This window comes from Bacillus coahuilensis m4-4, assembly GCF_000171615.1.
Lineage (GTDB): Bacteria > Bacillota > Bacilli > Bacillales > Bacillaceae_K > Bacillus_T > Bacillus_T coahuilensis.
In genome coordinates, this window is sequence record NZ_ABFU01000013.3 from 100874 (window position 1) to 120210 (window position 19337).

Consider the following 19337-nt stretch of genomic DNA (forward strand, 5'->3'; position numbering starts at 1 on the left):
GATACGAAATGGAAAAACTAGTTTCAGCGTTTATATTTGATTTAGATGGAGTGATAACAGACACAGCGGAATATCACTTCCTAGCATGGCAAGCTCTTGCGAATGATGTCAACATTTCATTTACCCGTGAGGATAATGAAGAGTTAAAGGGAATTTCTCGAATGGAGTCACTAGAGAAAATCTTAGCATTAGGTGGACGAGAAGATGACTTTTCCCTTGAAGAAAAAGAAACGTTAGCGGCTAAAAAGAATGAGCATTATTTAGAGTTAATCAAGAAGGTGAGTCCGAGTGACATTTTACCAGGAATGAAAGAATTGATTCTGACGATTAAAGCTAAGGGCCATAAGCTTGGTCTTGCTTCTGCAAGTAAGAATGCTTTTACGGTCATGGAGGCACTTGATTTACGTGATTTATTCGATACCATTGTCGATGCAAAAGAAGTAAAACAAGGGAAGCCGCATCCTGAGGTATTTCTAACAGCTGCAGAGCAGCTAGGTGTAGATCCATCCACTTGCATCGGAGTTGAGGATGCGGTTGCAGGGGTAGAAGCCATTAAGGCAGCAGGGATGTTTGCTGTTGCGGTAGGTCCGGAAGAATCCTTCCGTCATGCCGATCTTGTCTATTCTTCTACAGATGAAGTAACGTATGAAAGAGTAATGGCTGCCTTTCAAAAATAATAGCTCAAACATGTAAAACGGTCCTATTATGGGGACCGTTTTTTAGGCTCCCCTAAAGGGAACCAGGTCTGTAAAGAAGCTTCATTTTTCATCTTGCCCATATCTACTATATAAAAGTAACGAATTAAATAAAGGATTAAAAGGTAAAGGTATCCTATGAGCGATAAGTGGGAGGATATCCCTATTTATGTAAGCAGGGAAGCCGGGATATGAATTTAAAAATCTTACAGATTCGTGAACTCTATTGCGGTCTTTCGTAATCCATCATACAATAAGCATAAGATTAGTTAGTGAATCACTTCACAAACATGAACCACCCATTTTCCTATTTAGCATAACTAAACTGTCCTTATTATCCCCTCATTTAATGTGGACAGATGTCTTAACAGTAAACGGACAACTTAATGTGAAGTGAGACACCTGAAAAATCCCCTTGTAGTCTAGGCAAGGGGATTTTTCTATAGAAATATAGTTATGAATGCATATTAGCCTTTTCACAAACCAATTTTTCTATAATTTGGTACAATATACATGAATAGAAGTCACATACCATGAGGAAGATTTCCTATGCATAAAATAATATTATTTGATGGAGTGTGTAACCTTTGCGATGGTGTCGTACAGTTTGTTCTCAAACATAATACGAGAGAAGATATCTATTTTGCTTCCTTACAATCAGAGATAGGAAAGAAACTATATGAACAGCATATAAGTGAGCCTCTACAGAAATTAGATACCTTTGTCTATATTGAGAAGGAATGTGGATATACGCGTTCTACAGCAGCCCTAAAGTTGGCCAAAAACTTAAATGCACCATGGAAAGCTCTGACAGTATTCATTATAGTCCCCAGATCTATAAGAGATAAGGTGTATAACTGGGTGGCAATAAATCGCTACACATGGTTTGGGAAAAAGAGAGTTGTATGATCCCTCACCCAAAATGGAAGAAACGATTCCTAGGCTAGTGATCCTTTAGAAGAACTTTACAAAAAATACATACAAAATTACTCCTCACATAGTAGAGTGTGAAGGATGAGTCTAAAAGACTATTTGACTGTTGAGAGGTTGTTTGGGGATGAGTAAGAAATCAAAAACCAAAGTTGTTCTTGTTTTTTTTCGTCATACTTTGTGTTATCGCATTATTTAATGTGTTTATCTATTATTTTAATATCCAAAAGACTGTGAATGTCTCGGTTGCGAATCAAGGGATAGAGGTTGCATCAGGCATTGCGATAAATATAGATCGAGATAGTTTAGAATCTTTCTTGGCATCCAAAAAAAAGAGTCGTGAATTTTCAGAAATTCAGCGATATTTATTAGATTCTAGACAAAAATCGGGAGCTATGTATGTTTATTTGTTTGAAGTCTCAGAAGAAGGGGATGCAGAAACCTTAATAGTTGGTTGGCCTCGAGGAACAGAAGTATCTTTTCCGATTGGGTTTGAAACCAATTTAGAACAAGAGTATGTGAACAAAGCAAAGGACGGAGAATCCTTTTATACGAGAATAATAGAACATCCTCCGTACGGGGCGTATATTACATCAGCTGCACCAATTATCGGAAAGGATGGGAGTGTGCTGGCATATATTGGTGTGGATAATAGTATTGCGTTAACAGATCAAATTTCTTCAGATGTAATGAAAAATAGTCTAATGACGATGGTCTATCAAGGGTTAATTGTGTTTATACTATTTGGAATCTACTTAATGATGGACAGGTGGTATCAAAATTACACTCGTCACGAAGTGGAAGATGTAGAAGAAACATTCCTAGCGGAAGTCCAATCCGTTTTATCAACGGTTAGGTCACTTCGTCATGATTTCTTAAATCATGTTCAGGTCATACATGGGTTACTACGATTAGACCGACAAGAAGCCGCAATGGATTATATTATGAGTATTAGTGAAGAAGTTAGAAATGTTGGCAGGCTTCCCTATTCCTTGCAAAACCCCGTTCTCCTTGCTTTATTGCAAATAAAAGTGATTCAAGCTAAGAATCAACAGATTATGTTTGATACGAATATTGAAGACCATCTATATGAAGGGGTAAAGAGCAGCGATTTAATGAAGATTTTATCGAACCTATTAGATAATGCAATGGAAGCTACGGTTGTATTACAAGAAGAAGAACGCTATATTCAGTTGCAAATGAAGGAAGAGTTTGGGGTAGTTAAAATTAAAGTAAAAAATTCGGGTCCATCGATTGAAAAAAGCCATTTGAGTCATGTATTCCAAAGTGGGTTTTCAACCAAACGAGAGACCAAAGATAAATCGGTAAGAGGTCAAGGACTTTTTATCGTCTCTAGTGTAGTAAATCAATACAATGGGACAGTAGATATAAGTAGAGAAGGTGGTTTAACCGTATTTTCAGTGACTCTGAAAAAAAGAATAGGGTAGACGAGGGTGCAATCCATCAGGCTTCATGTTATTCTATACCAATAATACAAGGAACTTGATATGAAGGAGAATACAATGGAAGACACTACATTACCAAAAGCGTTACCCCCCTTTTACAAACTAAATGGCACGAGGAAGGGTTTACGGAAGCAACTTCAATCCAGAATGAAGTATTTCAACCAATCACCGAAGGAGAAGATGTGATTGCAGAGTCACCAACTGGAACGGGGAAAACACTAGCATATGTATTACCGATTTTACAAAAAATTGAAGCAGACTCTCAAGACTTACAAGTGATGATTCTTGCCCCGTCTCATGAGCTTGTGATGCAAATTCATCAGGTGATTGTTGATTGGGGAAAAGAATTATCTATACGCTCCGCTAGTTTTATTGGGGGAGGAAATGTTCAAAACCAAAAGGAAAAGCTTAAGAAAAAGCCACATATTATTGTAGGTTCGCCAGGAAGAGTGGCAGAACTGATTAAAAGTAAAAAGATGAAAGTTCATAATGTGAGAACGATCGTCATAGATGAAGTAGACCAGCTTGTAAGCAGAGAACACTTGAATACCATTCAATCGATCATACAATCTACGTTAAAAGAACGTCAACTATTATTCTTCTCTGCAACCGTGAAAGAAGAAACAGAAAAAGTAGGCAATGAAATGATGAAGTCTCCTAAGGTTATCCGTGTGAAGAAGGAGAATACGAAAAACGTAGAATATCAATATATCCAGGTAGAACAAAGAGACAAGGTAGATACATTACGTAGTGCTCTTCATGCATTAGAACACGAGAAAATCCTTGTCTTTGTGAACGAGATTACAAAGCTTGGAGAGATTGAAGAGAAGCTTTTATTCAAGGGTGTTAAGGTCGCGACACTAGCTTCAGATGCTAAAAAACAGGACCGTGAAAAAGCATTAAAGCTCTTTAGACAAAATGAAGTGAACACCTTAATGGTGACAGATGTAGCTGCTCGCGGGTTAGACATACAAAATGTCACAATGGTACTAATGCTTGATTTACCACGAGATTATGAACAGTTTGTCCACAGATCTGGAAGAACGGGGAGAATGGGGAAAAGTGGTCAAGTATTAATGTTAACAAATGAACGTGAAGTTCGTGAGGCAAAGCAATTTAGTAAAAGATTAGGTTCTGAAGCTTTAGAAAAATCTATATATGGCGGAAAGCTATTATCCGTAGAAGAGCAACAAATTCAACAAAAGGTTAATAAGTCACAAGCTAGGCCAAAGCCTAAAGGAAAAAAGCCGCTTGGACAAAAGAAAAAGCGGTCACTTGCCAAAAAGAAATAAAGATCAAAAGAGTCCCGGTAGCCATAGCTCCTGGGACTCTTTCTAGTGCGCCTGGCATGGGTGCAATCTATAGGGTGAAAGTCCCGAACTGTGAAGGCAGAAGTAGCAGTTAGCTTAACGCAAGGGTGTCCATGGTGACGTGGAATCTGAAGGAAGCGAGCGGCAAACCTCCGGTCTGAGGAACACGAACTTCATATGAGGCTAAGGTATCGTTGGATGAGTTTGCTAAACAAAACGAAGTCCTTTCTGTCGAAGGCGATATCAAGTAAATGGAGCAGATAGGTGGAGGGAAAGATTGCATTCTTACCCAGGGAGGTCTGACTGGAAAGCCGAGCACACTCGGTAACCTATTTAGCGATGAATAGCTGAACAGTCAGAAGTCAGCAGAAGTCGTAGTACCAATGGTATCTAGAGCCATTGGRAAGGACTGAATCAATTAAGAAGAATCAGCACTTGGCGTACGTGTTGCTTGATGAAGCAGAAACATTATCCTATCTAWTGGAGGAARTGGTGAATTCACGRGGGACATTAGAARGGCTGAAAGCWACMCCACACAAGAAGAATGAMTGATTCACGTAGGAGTTTTGAAAGCTATGATGGAACAAATCTTATCATATCAGAACGTTACAAGTGCACTCGAAAGAGTGGAACGAAATAAAGGAAGCCATGGGGTAGATGGGATGAGCGTACAAACCCTACGGTCTCATCTCATGGAACACTGGAGTACTTTAAGAACCGAACTGATGAAGGGTACCTACCTTCCTCAACCCGTCCGTCGAGTCGAAATCCCGAAACCGAACGGAGGAGTAAGGAAGTTAGGAATACCCACAGTGATAGATCGTTTTATTCAGCAGGCCATTGCGCAAGTACTCAACAAAGAGTTTGACCCTTCGTTCTCTAAACAAAGTTACGGTTTTAGACCTAATAAGCGTGGTCATGATGCAGTCCGACAGGCTAAACTCTATATCAAAGAAGGTTATAGATGGGTTGTGGACATAGACTTAGAGAAATTCTTCGACAAAGTGAATCATGACCGGCTTATGAGAACATTAAGCCACCGTATAAATGACCCGAAGGTTCTTCGATTAATACGAAGATATCTACAGWCAGGYGTAATGGAAAAAGGACTTGTCAGTCCTAACACGGAAGGTACTCCCCAAGGGGGTCCCYTAAGCCCTCTCTTATCAAACATYGTTTTAGATGAACTTGATAAGGAGCTRGAGARWAGAGGGTTGCGGTTYGTYCGTTATGCGGATGATTGTAATATMTACGTTCGYTCRAAGAGAGCRGGAGAACGWATCATGAAAAGTATCACWACTTTCATTGAGAGAAAACTCAAACTWAAAGTTAATCAYGAGAAAAGCGCAGTAGACCGACCATGGAARCGTAAGTTTCTGGGTTTTACATTTACYCMYCATCGAAAGGAACCAAARGTCCGAATCTCWAAWCAGAGTATTCAACGTTTTATAWCAGAGAATAASAGAAATCACTTCRAGGAAATGGTCTATYAGTATGAAAGACAGGMTAGAGAAGCTAAACCGKTATYTGRTAGGCTGGYTAGGGTATKATCAATTAGCTGATACYCCTTCGGTTCTAGCRAAWTTAGATGGTTGGATTCGAAGAAGATTRCGGATGGTYCGATGGAAAGAGTGGAAGAAARTYAAAACCAAAYATAGAAACTTAACGAARTTAGGYATYAAGCCTAATMARGCATGGGAATGGGCAAATACTAGGMTAGGKTATTGGCGWATMGCTARRAGYCCSATACTAGATAGAGCCCTYGATAACCAYTACTGGYTAARTCAAGGGCTCAAAAGTTTGCTTAAAAGGTATCAATTATTACGTTCGACTTAATTGAAACCGCCGTATACCGAACGGTACGTACGGTGGTGTGAGAGGTCGGGGGTTAATCACCCCCTCCTACTCGATTGTCCTTTGGACGTTTTAACTKTACTTTTATGAATCTTAGTGGTACTATACACTTATAATAGATGTCCAATGGACATAAAAATATAAGGGATGTGAGTTATAGAGGAAAAGTTTATATGCAAACGATTGATAATTTAAATGAAATTGAATTCAAAAACAAAAAGGAGAGAAAATTGAATGTTTGAAGAAGATTTAAAACACATGTCGGAAGAAGAACGCAAGGAAGCCCTAGAGTATATGGAAGAATTCTTAGATTCTGTCGCACTAGGAAATGGTGATTATGGTATTGAGCCAAACGGAGAAATTATTATCGAAGATTAATTGAAACTAGGGGGAATAAATAATTATGGAAGAAACATTTGCAAAAATCGTTAAAGAGGAACAAATTAAAATACCAACTACAATACAGCTAGCAAAGAGAGTGCAACATTTCTCTTCCCAGCGTTCTGTTGATTTTATATTTGATGAAGAATCAAACAATCTTTTAGAACGTGAATTTCCTTTAAACTGTAGGTACAATTTGAAGAAGAAGATTGCTGAAAACATTATTATTTTACACAGAGAAAAATATCGAAAGAATGACAAAACTCGCTTAGAGCTTATGGAAGTATCTAATCATGGTAGATACAGAAACGATTCTTTTTACTACACAATAAGTAAAAAAATAACCAATAAAAATAAAAAATAGAGAGTAGCTTATTAAAGTTACTCTCCTAATCAAAATAAGAAAAGGATGAAGATAAAAATGGATATCTTGTATAAATTTTATAGACGTGGGTTTTATATTTTGCTGCCGTCAATTGCTGTAGCTTTAGGTTTCCTGTTAAGTGATTCCTATACAAAATTTGAATATATGGATTCTTTATCTATTGTGCTAGTATTCTTATTAATTTTGGCTCTTTTATCTTTGTCTGATTGCCTTATTGAAGAATCTAAAAATAAAAAGACATCTGATGAGAAGGAAGTAATCTGATCGTAAGTTTTATTACTTTTTTGCTAATTATTTTAGGTAGTTTCTAGAAATGAATTTTGTAGTAGGGATAAGGGAGTCGATTAACATGATTTGGATAGCTTTTATTATGGCGATCATTTTTGCTTTTGCTAGTGATAACACGGAAGGACTCTTACATATGTTCTGTTTATTGATATCCTGTATATTGATGTTGACTGTAACTATTATTTTCTTAAAAGAAAGGTTCGAAAATGTAAAATACTTCTTTTCAAGAATAAGGAAGAGATAATTCTATGAGGGAAATTATAACTCTAATAAAAAAATACCCGAATTGGGAAAAACGAGTAACAATTATTCATTTGTTGTCAAATATTATATTCTTAATTTTTATGACAACAATATTCCTTTCATTGGATAGCGTGKTTGTTACAGTAGTATTTCTAGTTCTAACAATATTAATGGTCTTTAAAATAAATAAGTATTTTAAAAAATTAAAGGATAGAGKTAGAGTTAAATTCTATTGGCGAAATAAAATTTKGGGTTTTATTTACAACAACTCTTTGTATAAAGAGGATTATGAGATTTATGTTGATGAAAATAAAGAAAGAAAGAAAAAGAAAGTATATTTCTCACAGCGCACTTTTTAGCTATCAAGAAGCATCGGATAAAATTATTATCTATGCAATAAAAACAGGCGATAGCTATAGCGATAGAATAACAAAGATGGATGTTGAACTTTCAGCGTTGCTTAATCTTCCTTTAGAAGAAAAAATAGACCGTCCTGCTGTGTGTGAATATCATTATTTCTTAAAACGTCCCAAACGATTAAATGTTATTTCTAACACGCTTGCAGAGGTAAATGAAAGTCTAAATATTAATCTAGGATATGGAGTGATTTACGAGCCTGTTAAAACTCCGCATATTCTAATTGCGGGAGGAACAGGGAGTGGAAAGAGCATTTTTATAAGCTACTTACTGCTTGAATTTTTGAAACAGAATTCCTCTGTTTATATTATTGATCCAAAGAATTCAGATTTAGGGAGTTTATCTCATTACATAGGGGAAGAACGAGTAGCAACAACTGCAAATAACATTGCTCGAGTTGTTCGTTTGGCGGTAACTGAAATGAAAGAGCGTTATGATTACATGAATAAAAATTTTAAGTATGGTAGTAACTTTTCAGACCATGGATATAAGCCTATTTGGGTCATATTTGATGAAATGGGAGCTTTTCAAGCTAGTGGGACTGATAAACAATCTAAAGCGGTTGTCGGTGAAGTTATGGACGGAATAAAGCAAATTATTTTATTAGGTAGACAAGCAGGAGTATTTATTTTAATTGCTGCCCAACAAATGAGGTCTGAAATTCTTTCAACAGATTTGCGAGATAATCTAGGACTTAGAATTTCTCTTGGTTCTAATAGTGCTGAGGGATATCGTATGGTTTTTGGTTCAGCAACTCCCGAGACTATCCCACCAATTGAAGTGAAAGGCTCTGGATTGCTTTATATGCAGGGAAGTGGAAAAGAATCTGCACAATATTGGGAGTCTCCGTTTGTTGATATGCAAAATTTTGATTTTATTACAGAACTAAAAAAATATTGTTAGGAGTGATATGCGGCGATGAAGGTAATTGTGAATAGGGTCAAGTGTAAAAAATGCGGTAGCATTATCGAGTCGAAGTATACCCATGATTTGCAATATTGTAAATGCAGATCGATTTATATTGATGGTGGAACAGAGTATCAACGTTATGGTTGGAAAGGAGGGAAAGCAGAGGATTGGATTGATTTTAGTTACTCTATATATGGAGATAACAGCAAGTAGAATGTTCTGAGAATGTAGAAGTATTAAAATGGTACTGCATCAATTCCCAACATGAGCGTAACTTTTTGCGAGTGTTTCGGTGGCGACGTTAGTCGACAAACGGAGTGTCAAGAAACGCTCGTGAAAAGTTATGCAACGGTGGGCGGTTTTTGCCCAACGCAATAATTAGCGAAGCCAACCAGTGGGTAACACTGGTGAATTACCCTCAACAAAAACCGCTGAATCCGTTGGGGACGTTAGGATGTAGGGTCATCTGGAATCCCGAGAATGGGGATTTGTAAATACTATTAAAGGGAGATAAAAAATATGGCGAAATTAATCTTGAAATCTTCAAAACTTTATTCTTTAAATGATTCAGAGAATATAGATTTAGGTGAGTTGAACTTTGACATTAAGCAATTTAAAATACCTTCAGCTATGTTAGTACAAAAAGATGATTTTACTGCTCGAATTGAAAAAGAAAAGAATTTAAATGGAGAACTTGTTGAAACAGGAAAATATACGATTAGTTTCAAAGTTTATGATAGAGCGTTCATCGAGCTTGTTTTGCAAAGTGGTAGTACAGAAATTGGCTCACCTATTACTGTTGTAGTTGAAAATCAAGATAGTTTACCTATTTTTGATGAGTTTGAAGAGGGTGAGTTTATCCCTGTTATTTTCAATGGAATAAATGTTAAACCAAAAAAGGTTACAAAAGAAAACGTTTGTCGGACAAGGAAAGCCTATGGTGGATACATGGCAATATTCAGAACTTAAAATTGAAGCTACTAGTTACATGCTTGGAGAAATAAGTGAGTCAAAAGCGAAGTAATCACTGTTTAATTGATTACTTACGTTTTTCTATCGTAGAGAGCGATTTTCTGAAAGTTGCTAATGATATATTAGGAATCCCTATCTCCGATTTTTCTTCGGAGGTTAAGGGATCTCCTTATCCCACCTATGACACTTGTATTAATTTTGCGAATATTAAACTACATTCCTCTAAAAATCATAGTAATGTTCTTGTAGATATGGCTGGACAAGCGTGTAGACAATATGAAGAATACATGTCTAGAGTAGATGGCTGGCATTGGTATAAATTTGTTTCTTTTATTTTAGAGCAACAAGGTAAAATATCGAGAATTGATTTAGCGCTAGATATTTTTGATGATTCTACTCCATCAGTAAGGACGTTACAAGATTATATCAAACGTGGACAATTAAGCACGAAAAGTCACAAGTTTATTGAAATTAATAGTGGTAGAATTCTTGATGGAAAATTAACAGGCTTTACGTTGTATATAGGTTCATCTCCACAAATATTACGAATCTATGATAAAAAACAAGAGAGAAAAGATAATACAGATGAAGTTGTGAATGTTGAAAAATGGGTTAGATGGGAACTTGAATTGACTGAAAGAAAAGCTATGCAAGTAGCACATTACATAGCTAGTAGTAAGCCACTAAATGCGATTATCAAAGGAATATTATCAGCTCATTATTGTTTTAAGTCGCAGCCGAAAAAAGCTAGTGATTTTCATAATAAGAATAGGCTTTCAACGATGAAGTGGTGGCAAAAGTTTGTAGATGGTGTTGAGACTATTCCTTTAAAAATAAGTCGAGAAAAACCCACTTTAAAGAAAAAGAAGGGCTGGATTGAGAATTCTACAGCTAAATCAATAAGTATGGTTTATGAGGCATTTAGCAGAGTACATGGTGAAGAATATGCAGAACATTATTTAAAAGAATTAATACATATGGGAAAAGGGAAAATAACTGATACCGACCGAACATTAATTGAACAGCGAATCGTAGAACTTATGGGCGAAGATGAATACTAACATGAGGAGAGTCTTGTAGTGGGTACAACAATATGTAAAGACGATTTAATTAAACTAGGATATAGGAAATATCAAGCTATTTCGTTAATTAGACAAGCAAAAACAATTATGGTGCAAAGAGGTTGCCCTTATTATAACAACAAAAGGTTAGGTAGAGTTCCAAGAGATGTTGTTGAATCAATTTTAGGAGTTCCTTTAGTTTCAGAGACGAGTGAAATTAATGAACGCTAAGACTCAACAAAAAACGAAATATCCTGGAGTGTATGTTGATAGCAATGGAAATTACTTCTTTCAAACGGAATTCGGTATTGATCGCATTACCGGGAAGAGGATAAGGAAAAAGGGAAGAAAAGATAGTAGTGGTAAGCCTTTTTCTTCTGCCTTTGAAGCAAATAAAGAGTTAACCCGATTAAAAAGAGAATTTCATAAAGTTAATAGCTATGCTAATTATAAAATGACCTACAAAGAGTTCATGGATAAAGTGTACATTCCATATTACAAAACAGAAGTAGAAGAAAGTACCTTTTTGGTTCGAAAAACTCCTCTATCGCAAATTATGAATAGATTTTCTAATATCGTTCTTCGTTCCATCTCTGTGGAAGATGTTCAAAATTTCCGTACATGGCTATTGTCTAGCAAAGAGGACGGTGGAGCTGGTTATTCTCAATCATATGCAAGTTTAGTTTTTGGAATATTCAGGAAAAGTCTAGATAAAGCAGTAGAAATGCAGTATCTTGAATACAATATTCCCAAAAAAGTGAAAGCAATCTCTAAAGGCAAAGCTATTGTTCACTATTGGACAAAAGACGAGATTGAAAAAGTAATTAATCAAATATTTTTAGGGGATTTTTACGAACATTTGAACTTTGTAATGCTATGGGTTTATTTCAATACTGGCATACGTGTAAACGAAGGTACGGCATTATGTTGGAGTGACATTGACTTGGTAAAGAAACGTTTGCGTGTTCATCATATGCTAATTCTTAGGAATAAAAAAGATTGGAAAAGAAATTCTTATACAAAAACAGAAGATGGAAAACGAATTATAGCTCTTGATAACGATACAATAGAAATTCTTAGTGAATGGAAAAAGAGACAATCAACAATAGGAATGGGAAACGAAAGCGATTTTGTTTTTAGTTATGATGGGTTACCTATGTTGAAATCAACTATTTCAAGAATTCTAGGAAGATATGCAAATTTGGCTGGAGTTGAGAGAATTCAAGCAAAGGGATTGCGACATTCTCACGCTTCATATTTAATTAACGAATTTAATGTCTCTGTACTCGTATTATCTCAACGTATGGGACATTCTAGTCCTGAAATCACATTGAAACATTATGCACACATGTGGAATGGTGCTGATACGGTAATTGCTGATGAAATGGCGGGTAATATAAAAATAGAAACTGCTATTGAAACAAAAGTGAAGTTTAATGGAAATCAATCGCTTAAAAAATGATTTGAGAAGGTGAAGAAAATTTATAAAGAAACATTCATTAAATGTTGTAGTGAGTGTGGTATTGATTTTATTAATAGACAGATTGTTTATTATACATGGTATGAGAATAGATTTTTTTGTTATAACTGCAAAAATATAATAAATGGTAGAGTGAGTGAGAGATATTTAGATTGGCAAATTCGAAAAGTTAATAGAGGTGACTAATTTTTATGTCTGTAATAGGATTTGGTTTTAAACCTTCTGTAGCATGCTTAACTATTGAGAAGATGGAGCTTACTTGGATACATAGAATGGATAAGGAGCATAATATTTTTCAACAGCTTTCGAGTGTATATGGATTTGACTACAGTTTCATAAATGACATTTTAGTTATTCCTGATCCTGTACCAGTAGCGCGAGAGAAATGGAATAGAAAAATTGGAATCAATGATTTGAAAATAGAATGTCGAGGAAACTTTTTAGTTTTTTTAAATTTTAATGAGGTTAAGGAAGGGGTTATTTTTGCTAACTCGTTGAAACTTCCACAATTTGAATTTTTGAAAAGTAGTATTCGGTGGGTGTGATGGATAGATTAGATTCCATTTCTGCTAAAGAAGGTCTATATAGCTTTATGACAGAATCGAATAGCTTATATCAAGTAAGAGTTAGCAAAGATGAAAGAACCTTGATTAGAACCCCACAAGGGAACGATAGCAAGAGAAATCTACGCAAAGATAACCAAGAAATAAAGATTGTTGGAGAATTTTCTATAGTAGTTGGAGAAGCAGCCACTTTTATTTTAGAGCCACTAGGGGATTTGGTAGATGGCACTATCAGAATAACAAACATAGTGAAAATAATAACTTACATTCATTAGTTTTTGAGTATATAATAATTAATGCCCACCATTATCCCCACCAAACTATTAGCAATTCAAGTAAATCCCTTTGAAAACAAGGGTTTTAGAATAATAACTTACGATTGAGTGGGAATAACACGAACGTTATAAAATATTTTATAAAAAATGTTCGTATTTTATATTGACATCTCTTTAGACTGTTGTTACTATATGAATATACTTACTAATAAGAAACACGTCGTATAATATCGGGAATATGGCCCGAAAGTTTCTACCGAGCTACCGTAAATGGCTTGACTACGAGGTATTGGATATAAGTGATTCATATAGTCTTTGCTATTATTCTATTATTGAATGAATCTACCTATACATCTTGCCTATAGTCAACGCCCTTGAACGTACTTTGTTCAGGGCGTTTTTTGTTGGAGATTTGGTGAGCATACGACAACAAAATGAGGAGGAAGTAAGATGAAGAACTTTTTTCAATTCGACAAACTAGGCACAACCTACCGTCGCGAAATACTTGGGGGATTAACAACATTCTTGTCTATGGCGTACATTTTAATTGTAAACCCGCTAACACTTTCCCTAGAAACAATTCCAGATCTACCAGAATTCATGTATATGGATAAAGGGGCAGTCTTCACAGCAACGGCTCTTGCAGCAGCGATCGGTTCCTTGATCATGGGACTTCTCGCCAAATATCCGATTGCACTAGCACCAGGTATGGGACTTAACGCATTCTTTGCTTACACAGTAGTGTTAACGTATGGTATCCCTTGGCAAACAGCTTTAACAGGTGTTCTACTTTCTGGATTAATTTTTATTCTTCTAACGGTTACAGGTCTTAGAGAAAAAGTAATTAACGCCATTCCAGCTGAATTGAAATATGCAGTCGGAGCGGGGATTGGATTATTCATCACGTTTATCGGATTACAAAGCGCAGGAATCATCGTCAATAATGATGCGACACTAGTAGGTATTGGTGATTTAACGGCACCGTCGACTTTACTTGCCATCTTCGGTATTTTCATTACAGTAATTTTCATGACGCGCGGTGTAAAAGGTGGAATCTTCTACGGACTTTTACTTACAGCAGTTGTTGGAATGATTTTCAAGGAAGTTCCGCTTCCAAGTGGAGTAGTTGGTGGAGTTCCAAGTATAGCCCCAACATTTGGAGCTGCTTTAGATCCATTCTTTAACGATATTACTAGCTTATTCACGATTCAAATCCTTGTTGTTGTGTTAACGTTCTTATTTGTTGACTTCTTCGATACAGCAGGAACATTAGTAGCGGTGGCAAACCAAGCTAACTTAATGAAAGACAACAAATTACCACGTGCAGGTAAAGCCTTATTCGCTGACTCAGCTGCAACAGTTGTCGGAGCGGTTCTTGGAACATCTACAACGACTTCTTACATTGAGTCCTCTGCGGGTGTAGCAGCAGGAGCACGTTCAGGGTTCGCTTCTGTAGTAACAGGGGTATTGTTCCTACTAGCTTTATTCTTCTACCCATTACTAGAAGTCATTACGGCACCAGTTACAGCACCTGCTCTTATCATCGTCGGTGTGTTAATGGTTTCTACTCTGGGTAAAATTGATTGGGCACGCTTTGAAGTGGCGGTACCAGCATTCTTAACAATCATTGCAATGCCACTAACCTACAGCATTGCAACAGGGATTGCGATCGGATTCTTATTCTATCCAATTACAATGATCATGAGCGGCAGAAGAAAAGAAATTCATCCTATTATGTATGGCTTGTTCTTAATCTTCTTATTGTATTTTGTTTTCTTAGTATAATCCTTTGTGGATGGACGACCAAATGGCTCAAGGAGCTATTTGGTTCTTTTTTTTGTAGGGGAGTGTTCGGAAAGAGCATATTAGTGCTTAGGAAACCTCGGCGCGGGTGCGGTTCACAAGAAGAGAAGGAGAGAGTTTTAATTAGTCTGCGTGTAAGGGGTGAAGTGCTTGAATTAGAGATGAAAGTGAACGAATAGAGGAAGAGAGTGCTCGAATATATGCAAGGGGTGTTCGGCACCAGGATCATAGCGCTCGATTAAAACAAATCAACGCTCAAAAAAGTCCTGATGCAGGCGTCAGTCGCAAGAAGAGAAAGAGAGAATGTTAATTACCCAACAATCAAGTGGTGAAGTCCCAGGGTCAGCGGTATAAACTCTTTTATCTCACATGATCCTATATATTCCATTAGAAGAAACACGTGTAAGTGTTTTCTTTTATTCGACAAAATAGTACAATGTCCTTACAATGGATTGAGAGAGAGAGAATGATGGAAGGGACAGGAATAGAGAAGGTATGGCTAATKATTAAMGGARCGAATCGCCCTTTGAATAATAACGTCATCATTGGGGTTCACCCGAATGAAGGAGAAGTTGTGTTAATTGGTAAAGGTGTTGGATTTGGTCAGAAGACGGGGAGCTATATTGAAAGTGATATAGCAGAGAAAGTGTTCTTTTTGAAAAACGAAAAAGAACAAGAACAATTTAAAAAGTTACTGCCCTACCTAGAAGATGAGATGCTTCAAGTTATTATTAGTGCCATCGAGTTGATTCGTGAACGAACCAATACCTTCTTAAACGAACACATCCATGTTGCTCTCACGGACCATATTATGTTTGCGATTCATCGTTTAATGAGGGGATTAGCGATTAAAAATCCATTCTTAATGGAAACGAAAGTGTTGTATCCATTTGAGTACGAGATTGCCCGTGAGGTAGTTGAATTGATCAATGATGCGGCAAATGTGAAGCTTCCAGAAGGAGAAATTGGTTTTATTGCCCTTCATATTCATAGTGCGATGGTGAACAAGGACTTAATGGAAGTGAATCAGCATTCTAAGCTTGTATCGAATTTAGTACGAATTATTGAAGAAAATTTTGAGATTATCATTGATAAAGAAAGCATTGATTATATGAGGCTGGTTCGTCATCTGCGCTATACTATTGAACGTGTGGTACGAGGGGAAAAAGTTTCAGAGCCAGAAAAAATTGCTTTGCTATTGAAAGAGGAATATCCTTTATGCTATAATTTATCATGGAAACTGATAAAGATGATGCAGCAAACGCTTCAAAAACCTGTATATGATGCTGAAGCCGTCTACTTAACGATGCACTTACAGCGGATACAGAAAAAATTCAAATAAGTTGAACTTTTACTTTACGTGTTACTGATACGATCAGGCATGAGTAAAGAAGAGTGAATTAGGTTAATTGGGGGTAGACTACCCTTAGGCCTGTCACATTCTTCTTTTCTCATGCCTGTTTTTGCGTTTGTTCATCTTTTTTCTCAGTGCATTAAAACAAATTTATAGGAGGACTTCTCATGTTTAAGAAGGCTTTTGGTGTTTTACAAAAAGTTGGTAAAGCCCTTATGCTTCCAGTAGCGATCTTACCTGCTGCCGGTTTATTATTAGCATTCGGTGCTGCTCTTCAAAACCCGACATTACTTGAACTAGCTCCTTTCTTAGAAGCAGCTTGGGTAGAAACAATTGCGGGTGTTATGCAAGAAACGGGTGGGGTAATCTTCGGTAACCTTTCCTTGCTATTTGCAGTCGGTGTTGCCGTTGGTTTAGCTAACGGTGAAGGAGTTGCTGGATTAGCAGCAATCGTTGGTTATTTAATTATGAACGCAACAATGGGAACTGTACTAGGTCTTGATATTGCAGCCGTGACAAGTGGTGACCCTGCATACGCTCTAGTATTAAGTATCCCAACTCTACAAACTGGTGTATTCGGTGGTATCATTATCGGTATTTTAGCAGCGGCTATGTACAACCGTTTCTATGAAATTGAGTTACCATCATACTTAGGATTCTTTGCTGGTAAGCGTTTCGTTCCAATCGTAACAGCAGCTTCAGCTATTATCGTTGGTCTTTTAATGTTAGTAGTTTGGCCTCCGGTTCAAACTGGTTTAAATACTTTCTCTAACTTTATGTTAGGAGAAAATCGTGCATTTGCAGCATTTGTATTTGGTGTAATCGAACGTGCATTAATTCCATTCGGTCTTCACCATATTTTCTATGCTCCGTTCTGGTTTGAGTTTGGTTCTTATACAAATGAAGCGGGTCAATTAATTCGTGGTGACCAAGCAATCTTTATGAACCAAATTAAAGACGGTGTTCAAGAGTTAACAGCTGGTACGTTCATGACTGGTAAATTCCCGTTCATGATGTTCGGTCTTCCGGCAGCAGCGTTAGCGATTTATCAAGAAGCGCGTCCTGAGCGTAAAGCAGTTGTTGGTGGTATCATGGCATCTGCTGCATTAACTTCTTTCTTAACAGGTATCACAGAGCCAATCGAATTCTCATTCTTATTTGTAGCTCCAGTATTATTCGGTATTCACACAATTTTTGCGGGTCTATCATTCTTAACGATGCACCTATTAGATGTAAAAATTGGTATGACATTCTCTGGTGGTCTAATTGACTACATCCTATTCGGTCTAATCAACCCGCAAACTAATGCTTGGTTAGTTATTCCAGTAGGTCTTGTGTTTGCTCTTATCTACTACTTCGGTTTCCGTTTTGCAATCCGTAAGTGGAACCTAATGACTCCTGGTCGTGAAGAAGTAGAAGAGGAAGAGGAAGAAGTAGGAACTGGTGCAACTTCTGACCTACCTTACAATATTTTAGAAGCAATGGGTGGATCTGAGAACATTGCTCACCTTGATGCTTGTATTACACGTCTACGTGTAGAAGTGAAAGATGTAAAAAATGTTGATAAAAATCGTCTGAAAAAATTAGGGGCAGCAGGTGTACTTGAAGTAGGTAACAACATTCAAGCGATCTTTGGTCCTAAATCCGATACGTTAAAGTCTCAAATGAGAGACGTTATGATGGGTAAACGCCCTCGTCCTACGAAAGTAGACGTGGCTGGTGAAGTAGAGCAACAAATTGAAGAAGTAAACCCAGACGTTCTTAAAAATGAGGAAGCAAAATCAAATGAAACATTCGTTTCACCTATTAAAGGTAAGCTTGTATCCATCACAGAAGTTCCAGATCAAGTTTTCTCTGGTAAAATGATGGGTGACGGTTTCGCCATCGTTCCAGCAGAAGGGACAATCGCTTCTCCTGTAAACGGTAAAATCGTCAATGTATTCCCAACAAAACACGCAATTGGTATCGAATCTGACGCTGGAAGAGAAATCTTAATCCACGTTGGTATTGATACAGTTAAACTTGGCGGTGAAGGCTTCGAAGCTCTTGTAGCAGAAGGTGACATCGTTGAAGCGGGTCAACCAGTATTAAATGTAGACCTTGACTATGTAAAAGCTAATGCTCCATCTATCATGACACCAGTTGTCTTCACGAACTTAAGTGAAGGTCAAGAAGTAGTGATTGAAAAAGGCGGAAACGTAGAATTAAAAGAAGAAAATATTATTACTATCAAGTAATCGTGATGAAATGAAAAGCTGATCCTGATAGCTGTTATGCGGCTGTTGGGGTCAGCTTTTTTATTAAGCGATATGATTACACATTTCTCCAATAAATTTGCTATCGTTCTTTTCTATAATGATATAGGGGAGTGAAAGAAAAACACGTTAATGAAGTAGATGAGGGAGAATTACTACGAATTGTAGTTGTAAAAAAGCGAGAGAAGCTCTTGGTAAAGAATAATCATGTGGTTGGTGGTGCTCATGGTGACATCATGATTCTTATGTTGAACTATTTTGATCCAATCTATGGKTATGCATTTTGAAAAATTAAGTATGCCAGATGTATGGTAGTTTTCTTATAATGAACAGCTATTAAATAATGTAGAGGGAATTAAATAGGGTGGATATCGAGATACAGCAACTTTCTGTGTCCTGTAAATCAGGTTCAGTAAAGTGTCATTTTATTTGTGCTGATCATTATTCAATTAATAATAGAGAGTTGATTTTACACAGTCACCTCTTCTACATGAATGAACTATAATAAAAATAGTAAAAAAGAATTTAAGAAAATTCTTCAAAACTGTTGACGGTTAGTTTTATCGGTGCTATTATATAGAAACCGTCGCTGAACGGCACAGCCGAAACGCAACGGATTAAAAAATAATATTAAAAGATGTTGACAGTTTAAACGACAACATGTTATATTATGAAGGTCGCTTTTGAGGCGAACAA

19 protein-coding genes, 1 pseudogene and 1 riboswitch are annotated in these 19337 nt (G+C 36.8%); all 20 genes and pseudogenes read left to right on the forward strand.

Translation table 11 applies throughout. From position 1 onward, the window contains the following. Positions 1 to 8: 8 nt before the first annotated feature. The 20 genes and pseudogenes from pgmB (at position 9) to M44_RS26735 (ending at position 18928) form a co-directional block, all read left to right on the forward strand. Positions 9 to 677, forward strand: coding sequence for a beta-phosphoglucomutase (pgmB, locus tag M44_RS03120; protein WP_010170761.1), 669 nt, complete (start codon positions 9 to 11; stop codon positions 675 to 677). Between the two features lie 567 nt (positions 678 to 1244). Further along, entirely contained in the window at positions 1245 to 1604 is a 360-nt protein-coding gene (locus M44_RS19915) for a thiol-disulfide oxidoreductase DCC family protein (RefSeq protein WP_010170762.1), read from the forward strand. Between the two features lie 221 nt (positions 1605 to 1825). Further along, positions 1826 to 3073 (forward strand): sensor histidine kinase, encoded by a 1248-nt coding sequence (locus M44_RS03130; RefSeq protein ID WP_237705190.1) that lies wholly within the window; start codon positions 1826 to 1828, stop codon positions 3071 to 3073. An 89-nt stretch (positions 3074 to 3162) separates the two neighbouring features. Next, entirely contained in the window at positions 3163 to 4383 is a 1221-nt protein-coding gene (locus tag M44_RS19920; protein ID WP_081447383.1) for a DEAD/DEAH box helicase, read from the forward strand. A 593-nt stretch (positions 4384 to 4976) separates the two neighbouring features. Further along, a pseudogene (gene ltrA / locus M44_RS19925) lies at positions 4977 to 6237 on the forward strand (group II intron reverse transcriptase/maturase). A 252-nt stretch (positions 6238 to 6489) separates the two neighbouring features. Further along, a complete protein-coding gene (locus M44_RS27470; protein WP_010170768.1) occupies positions 6490 to 6633 on the forward strand; it encodes a hypothetical protein in 144 nt (47 codons plus the stop codon). 25 nt (positions 6634 to 6658) lie between these two features. Continuing rightward, on the forward strand, positions 6659 to 7000 hold the full coding sequence (locus M44_RS03160; RefSeq protein ID WP_010170769.1) for a hypothetical protein: 342 nt from the start codon (positions 6659 to 6661) through the stop codon (positions 6998 to 7000). A 57-nt stretch (positions 7001 to 7057) separates the two neighbouring features. Beyond that, positions 7058 to 7285 carry a hypothetical protein gene (locus M44_RS03165; protein ID WP_010170770.1) on the forward strand — a complete coding sequence of 76 codons (228 nt, stop codon included), beginning with the start codon at positions 7058 to 7060 and terminating at the stop codon, positions 7283 to 7285. Positions 7286 to 7855: 570 nt separating this feature from the next. Beyond that, a complete protein-coding gene (locus tag M44_RS03175) occupies positions 7856 to 8872 on the forward strand; it encodes an FtsK/SpoIIIE domain-containing protein (protein WP_010170776.1) in 1017 nt (338 codons plus the stop codon). Between the two features lie 15 nt (positions 8873 to 8887). Beyond that, complete coding sequence (locus tag M44_RS03180) at positions 8888 to 9091, forward strand: DUF7695 domain-containing protein (protein WP_010170778.1); 204 nt, start codon at positions 8888 to 8890, stop codon at positions 9089 to 9091. A gap of 306 nt (positions 9092 to 9397) precedes the next feature. Then, on the forward strand, positions 9398 to 9847 hold the full coding sequence (locus M44_RS19935; RefSeq protein WP_010170780.1) for a hypothetical protein: 450 nt from the start codon (positions 9398 to 9400) through the stop codon (positions 9845 to 9847). A gap of 35 nt (positions 9848 to 9882) precedes the next feature. Continuing rightward, the gene (locus M44_RS03190) at positions 9883 to 10911 is read left to right on the forward strand and encodes a replication initiation factor domain-containing protein (RefSeq protein WP_010170782.1); all 1029 of its coding nucleotides are present in this window, start codon (positions 9883 to 9885) and stop codon (positions 10909 to 10911) included. 18 nt (positions 10912 to 10929) lie between these two features. Then, positions 10930 to 11142: a DUF3173 domain-containing protein gene (locus tag M44_RS03195; RefSeq protein ID WP_010170783.1), complete on the forward strand. Its 213-nt coding sequence runs from the start codon at positions 10930 to 10932 to the stop codon at positions 11140 to 11142. Then, on the forward strand, positions 11132 to 12373 hold the full coding sequence (locus tag M44_RS03200; protein WP_029326706.1) for a tyrosine-type recombinase/integrase: 1242 nt from the start codon (positions 11132 to 11134) through the stop codon (positions 12371 to 12373). Before M44_RS03195 ends, M44_RS03200 begins: the two co-directional genes overlap by 11 nt. Positions 12374 to 12582: 209 nt before the next feature. Further along, positions 12583 to 12936 (forward strand): hypothetical protein, encoded by a 354-nt coding sequence (locus tag M44_RS03205; protein ID WP_010170785.1) that lies wholly within the window; start codon positions 12583 to 12585, stop codon positions 12934 to 12936. After that, positions 12936 to 13229, forward strand: a complete 294-nt coding sequence (locus M44_RS03210; RefSeq protein ID WP_010170786.1) for a hypothetical protein — start codon at positions 12936 to 12938, stop codon at positions 13227 to 13229. Before M44_RS03205 ends, M44_RS03210 begins: the two co-directional genes overlap by 1 nt. Positions 13230 to 13429: 200 nt before the next feature. Beyond that, positions 13430 to 13531, forward strand: a riboswitch (purine riboswitch). A 148-nt stretch (positions 13532 to 13679) separates the two neighbouring features. Next, a complete protein-coding gene (locus tag M44_RS03215; RefSeq protein ID WP_010170787.1) occupies positions 13680 to 15014 on the forward strand; it encodes an NCS2 family permease in 1335 nt (444 codons plus the stop codon). 484 nt (positions 15015 to 15498) lie between these two features. Beyond that, positions 15499 to 16374, forward strand: a complete 876-nt coding sequence (gene glcT, locus M44_RS03220) for a glucose PTS transporter transcription antiterminator GlcT (protein ID WP_050770867.1) — start codon at positions 15499 to 15501, stop codon at positions 16372 to 16374. A 179-nt stretch (positions 16375 to 16553) separates the two neighbouring features. Continuing rightward, the gene (ptsG, locus tag M44_RS03225) at positions 16554 to 18623 is read left to right on the forward strand and encodes a glucose-specific PTS transporter subunit IIBC (protein ID WP_010170789.1); all 2070 of its coding nucleotides are present in this window, start codon (positions 16554 to 16556) and stop codon (positions 18621 to 18623) included. A gap of 131 nt (positions 18624 to 18754) precedes the next feature. Next, positions 18755 to 18928, forward strand: a complete 174-nt coding sequence (locus M44_RS26735) for a hypothetical protein (protein WP_010170790.1) — start codon at positions 18755 to 18757, stop codon at positions 18926 to 18928. The last annotated feature ends 409 nt before the right edge of the window (positions 18929 to 19337 follow it).

Bases quoted from the DNA above. Each gene is read 5' to 3' on its own strand.
- pgmB (WP_010170761.1), top strand. From the start codon at position 9: ATGGAAAAACTAGTTTCAGCGTTTATATTTGATTTAGATGGAGTGATA.
- M44_RS19915 (WP_010170762.1), top strand. From the start codon at position 1,245: ATGCATAAAATAATATTATTTGATGGAGTGTGTAACCTTTGCGATGGT.
- M44_RS27470 (WP_010170768.1), top strand. From the start codon at position 6,490: ATGTTTGAAGAAGATTTAAAACACATGTCGGAAGAAGAACGCAAGGAA.
- M44_RS03160 (WP_010170769.1), top strand. From the start codon at position 6,659: ATGGAAGAAACATTTGCAAAAATCGTTAAAGAGGAACAAATTAAAATA.
- M44_RS03165 (WP_010170770.1), top strand. From the start codon at position 7,058: ATGGATATCTTGTATAAATTTTATAGACGTGGGTTTTATATTTTGCTG.
- M44_RS03175 (WP_010170776.1), top strand. From the start codon at position 7,856: ATGAAAATAAAGAAAGAAAGAAAAAGAAAGTATATTTCTCACAGCGCA.
- M44_RS03180 (WP_010170778.1), top strand. From the start codon at position 8,888: ATGAAGGTAATTGTGAATAGGGTCAAGTGTAAAAAATGCGGTAGCATT.
- M44_RS19935 (WP_010170780.1), top strand. From the start codon at position 9,398: ATGGCGAAATTAATCTTGAAATCTTCAAAACTTTATTCTTTAAATGAT.
- M44_RS03200 (WP_029326706.1), top strand. From the start codon at position 11,132: ATGAACGCTAAGACTCAACAAAAAACGAAATATCCTGGAGTGTATGTT.
- M44_RS03205 (WP_010170785.1), top strand. From the start codon at position 12,583: ATGTCTGTAATAGGATTTGGTTTTAAACCTTCTGTAGCATGCTTAACT.
- M44_RS03210 (WP_010170786.1), top strand. From the start codon at position 12,936: ATGGATAGATTAGATTCCATTTCTGCTAAAGAAGGTCTATATAGCTTT.
- M44_RS03215 (WP_010170787.1), top strand. From the start codon at position 13,680: ATGAAGAACTTTTTTCAATTCGACAAACTAGGCACAACCTACCGTCGC.
- ptsG (WP_010170789.1), top strand. From the start codon at position 16,554: ATGTTTAAGAAGGCTTTTGGTGTTTTACAAAAAGTTGGTAAAGCCCTT.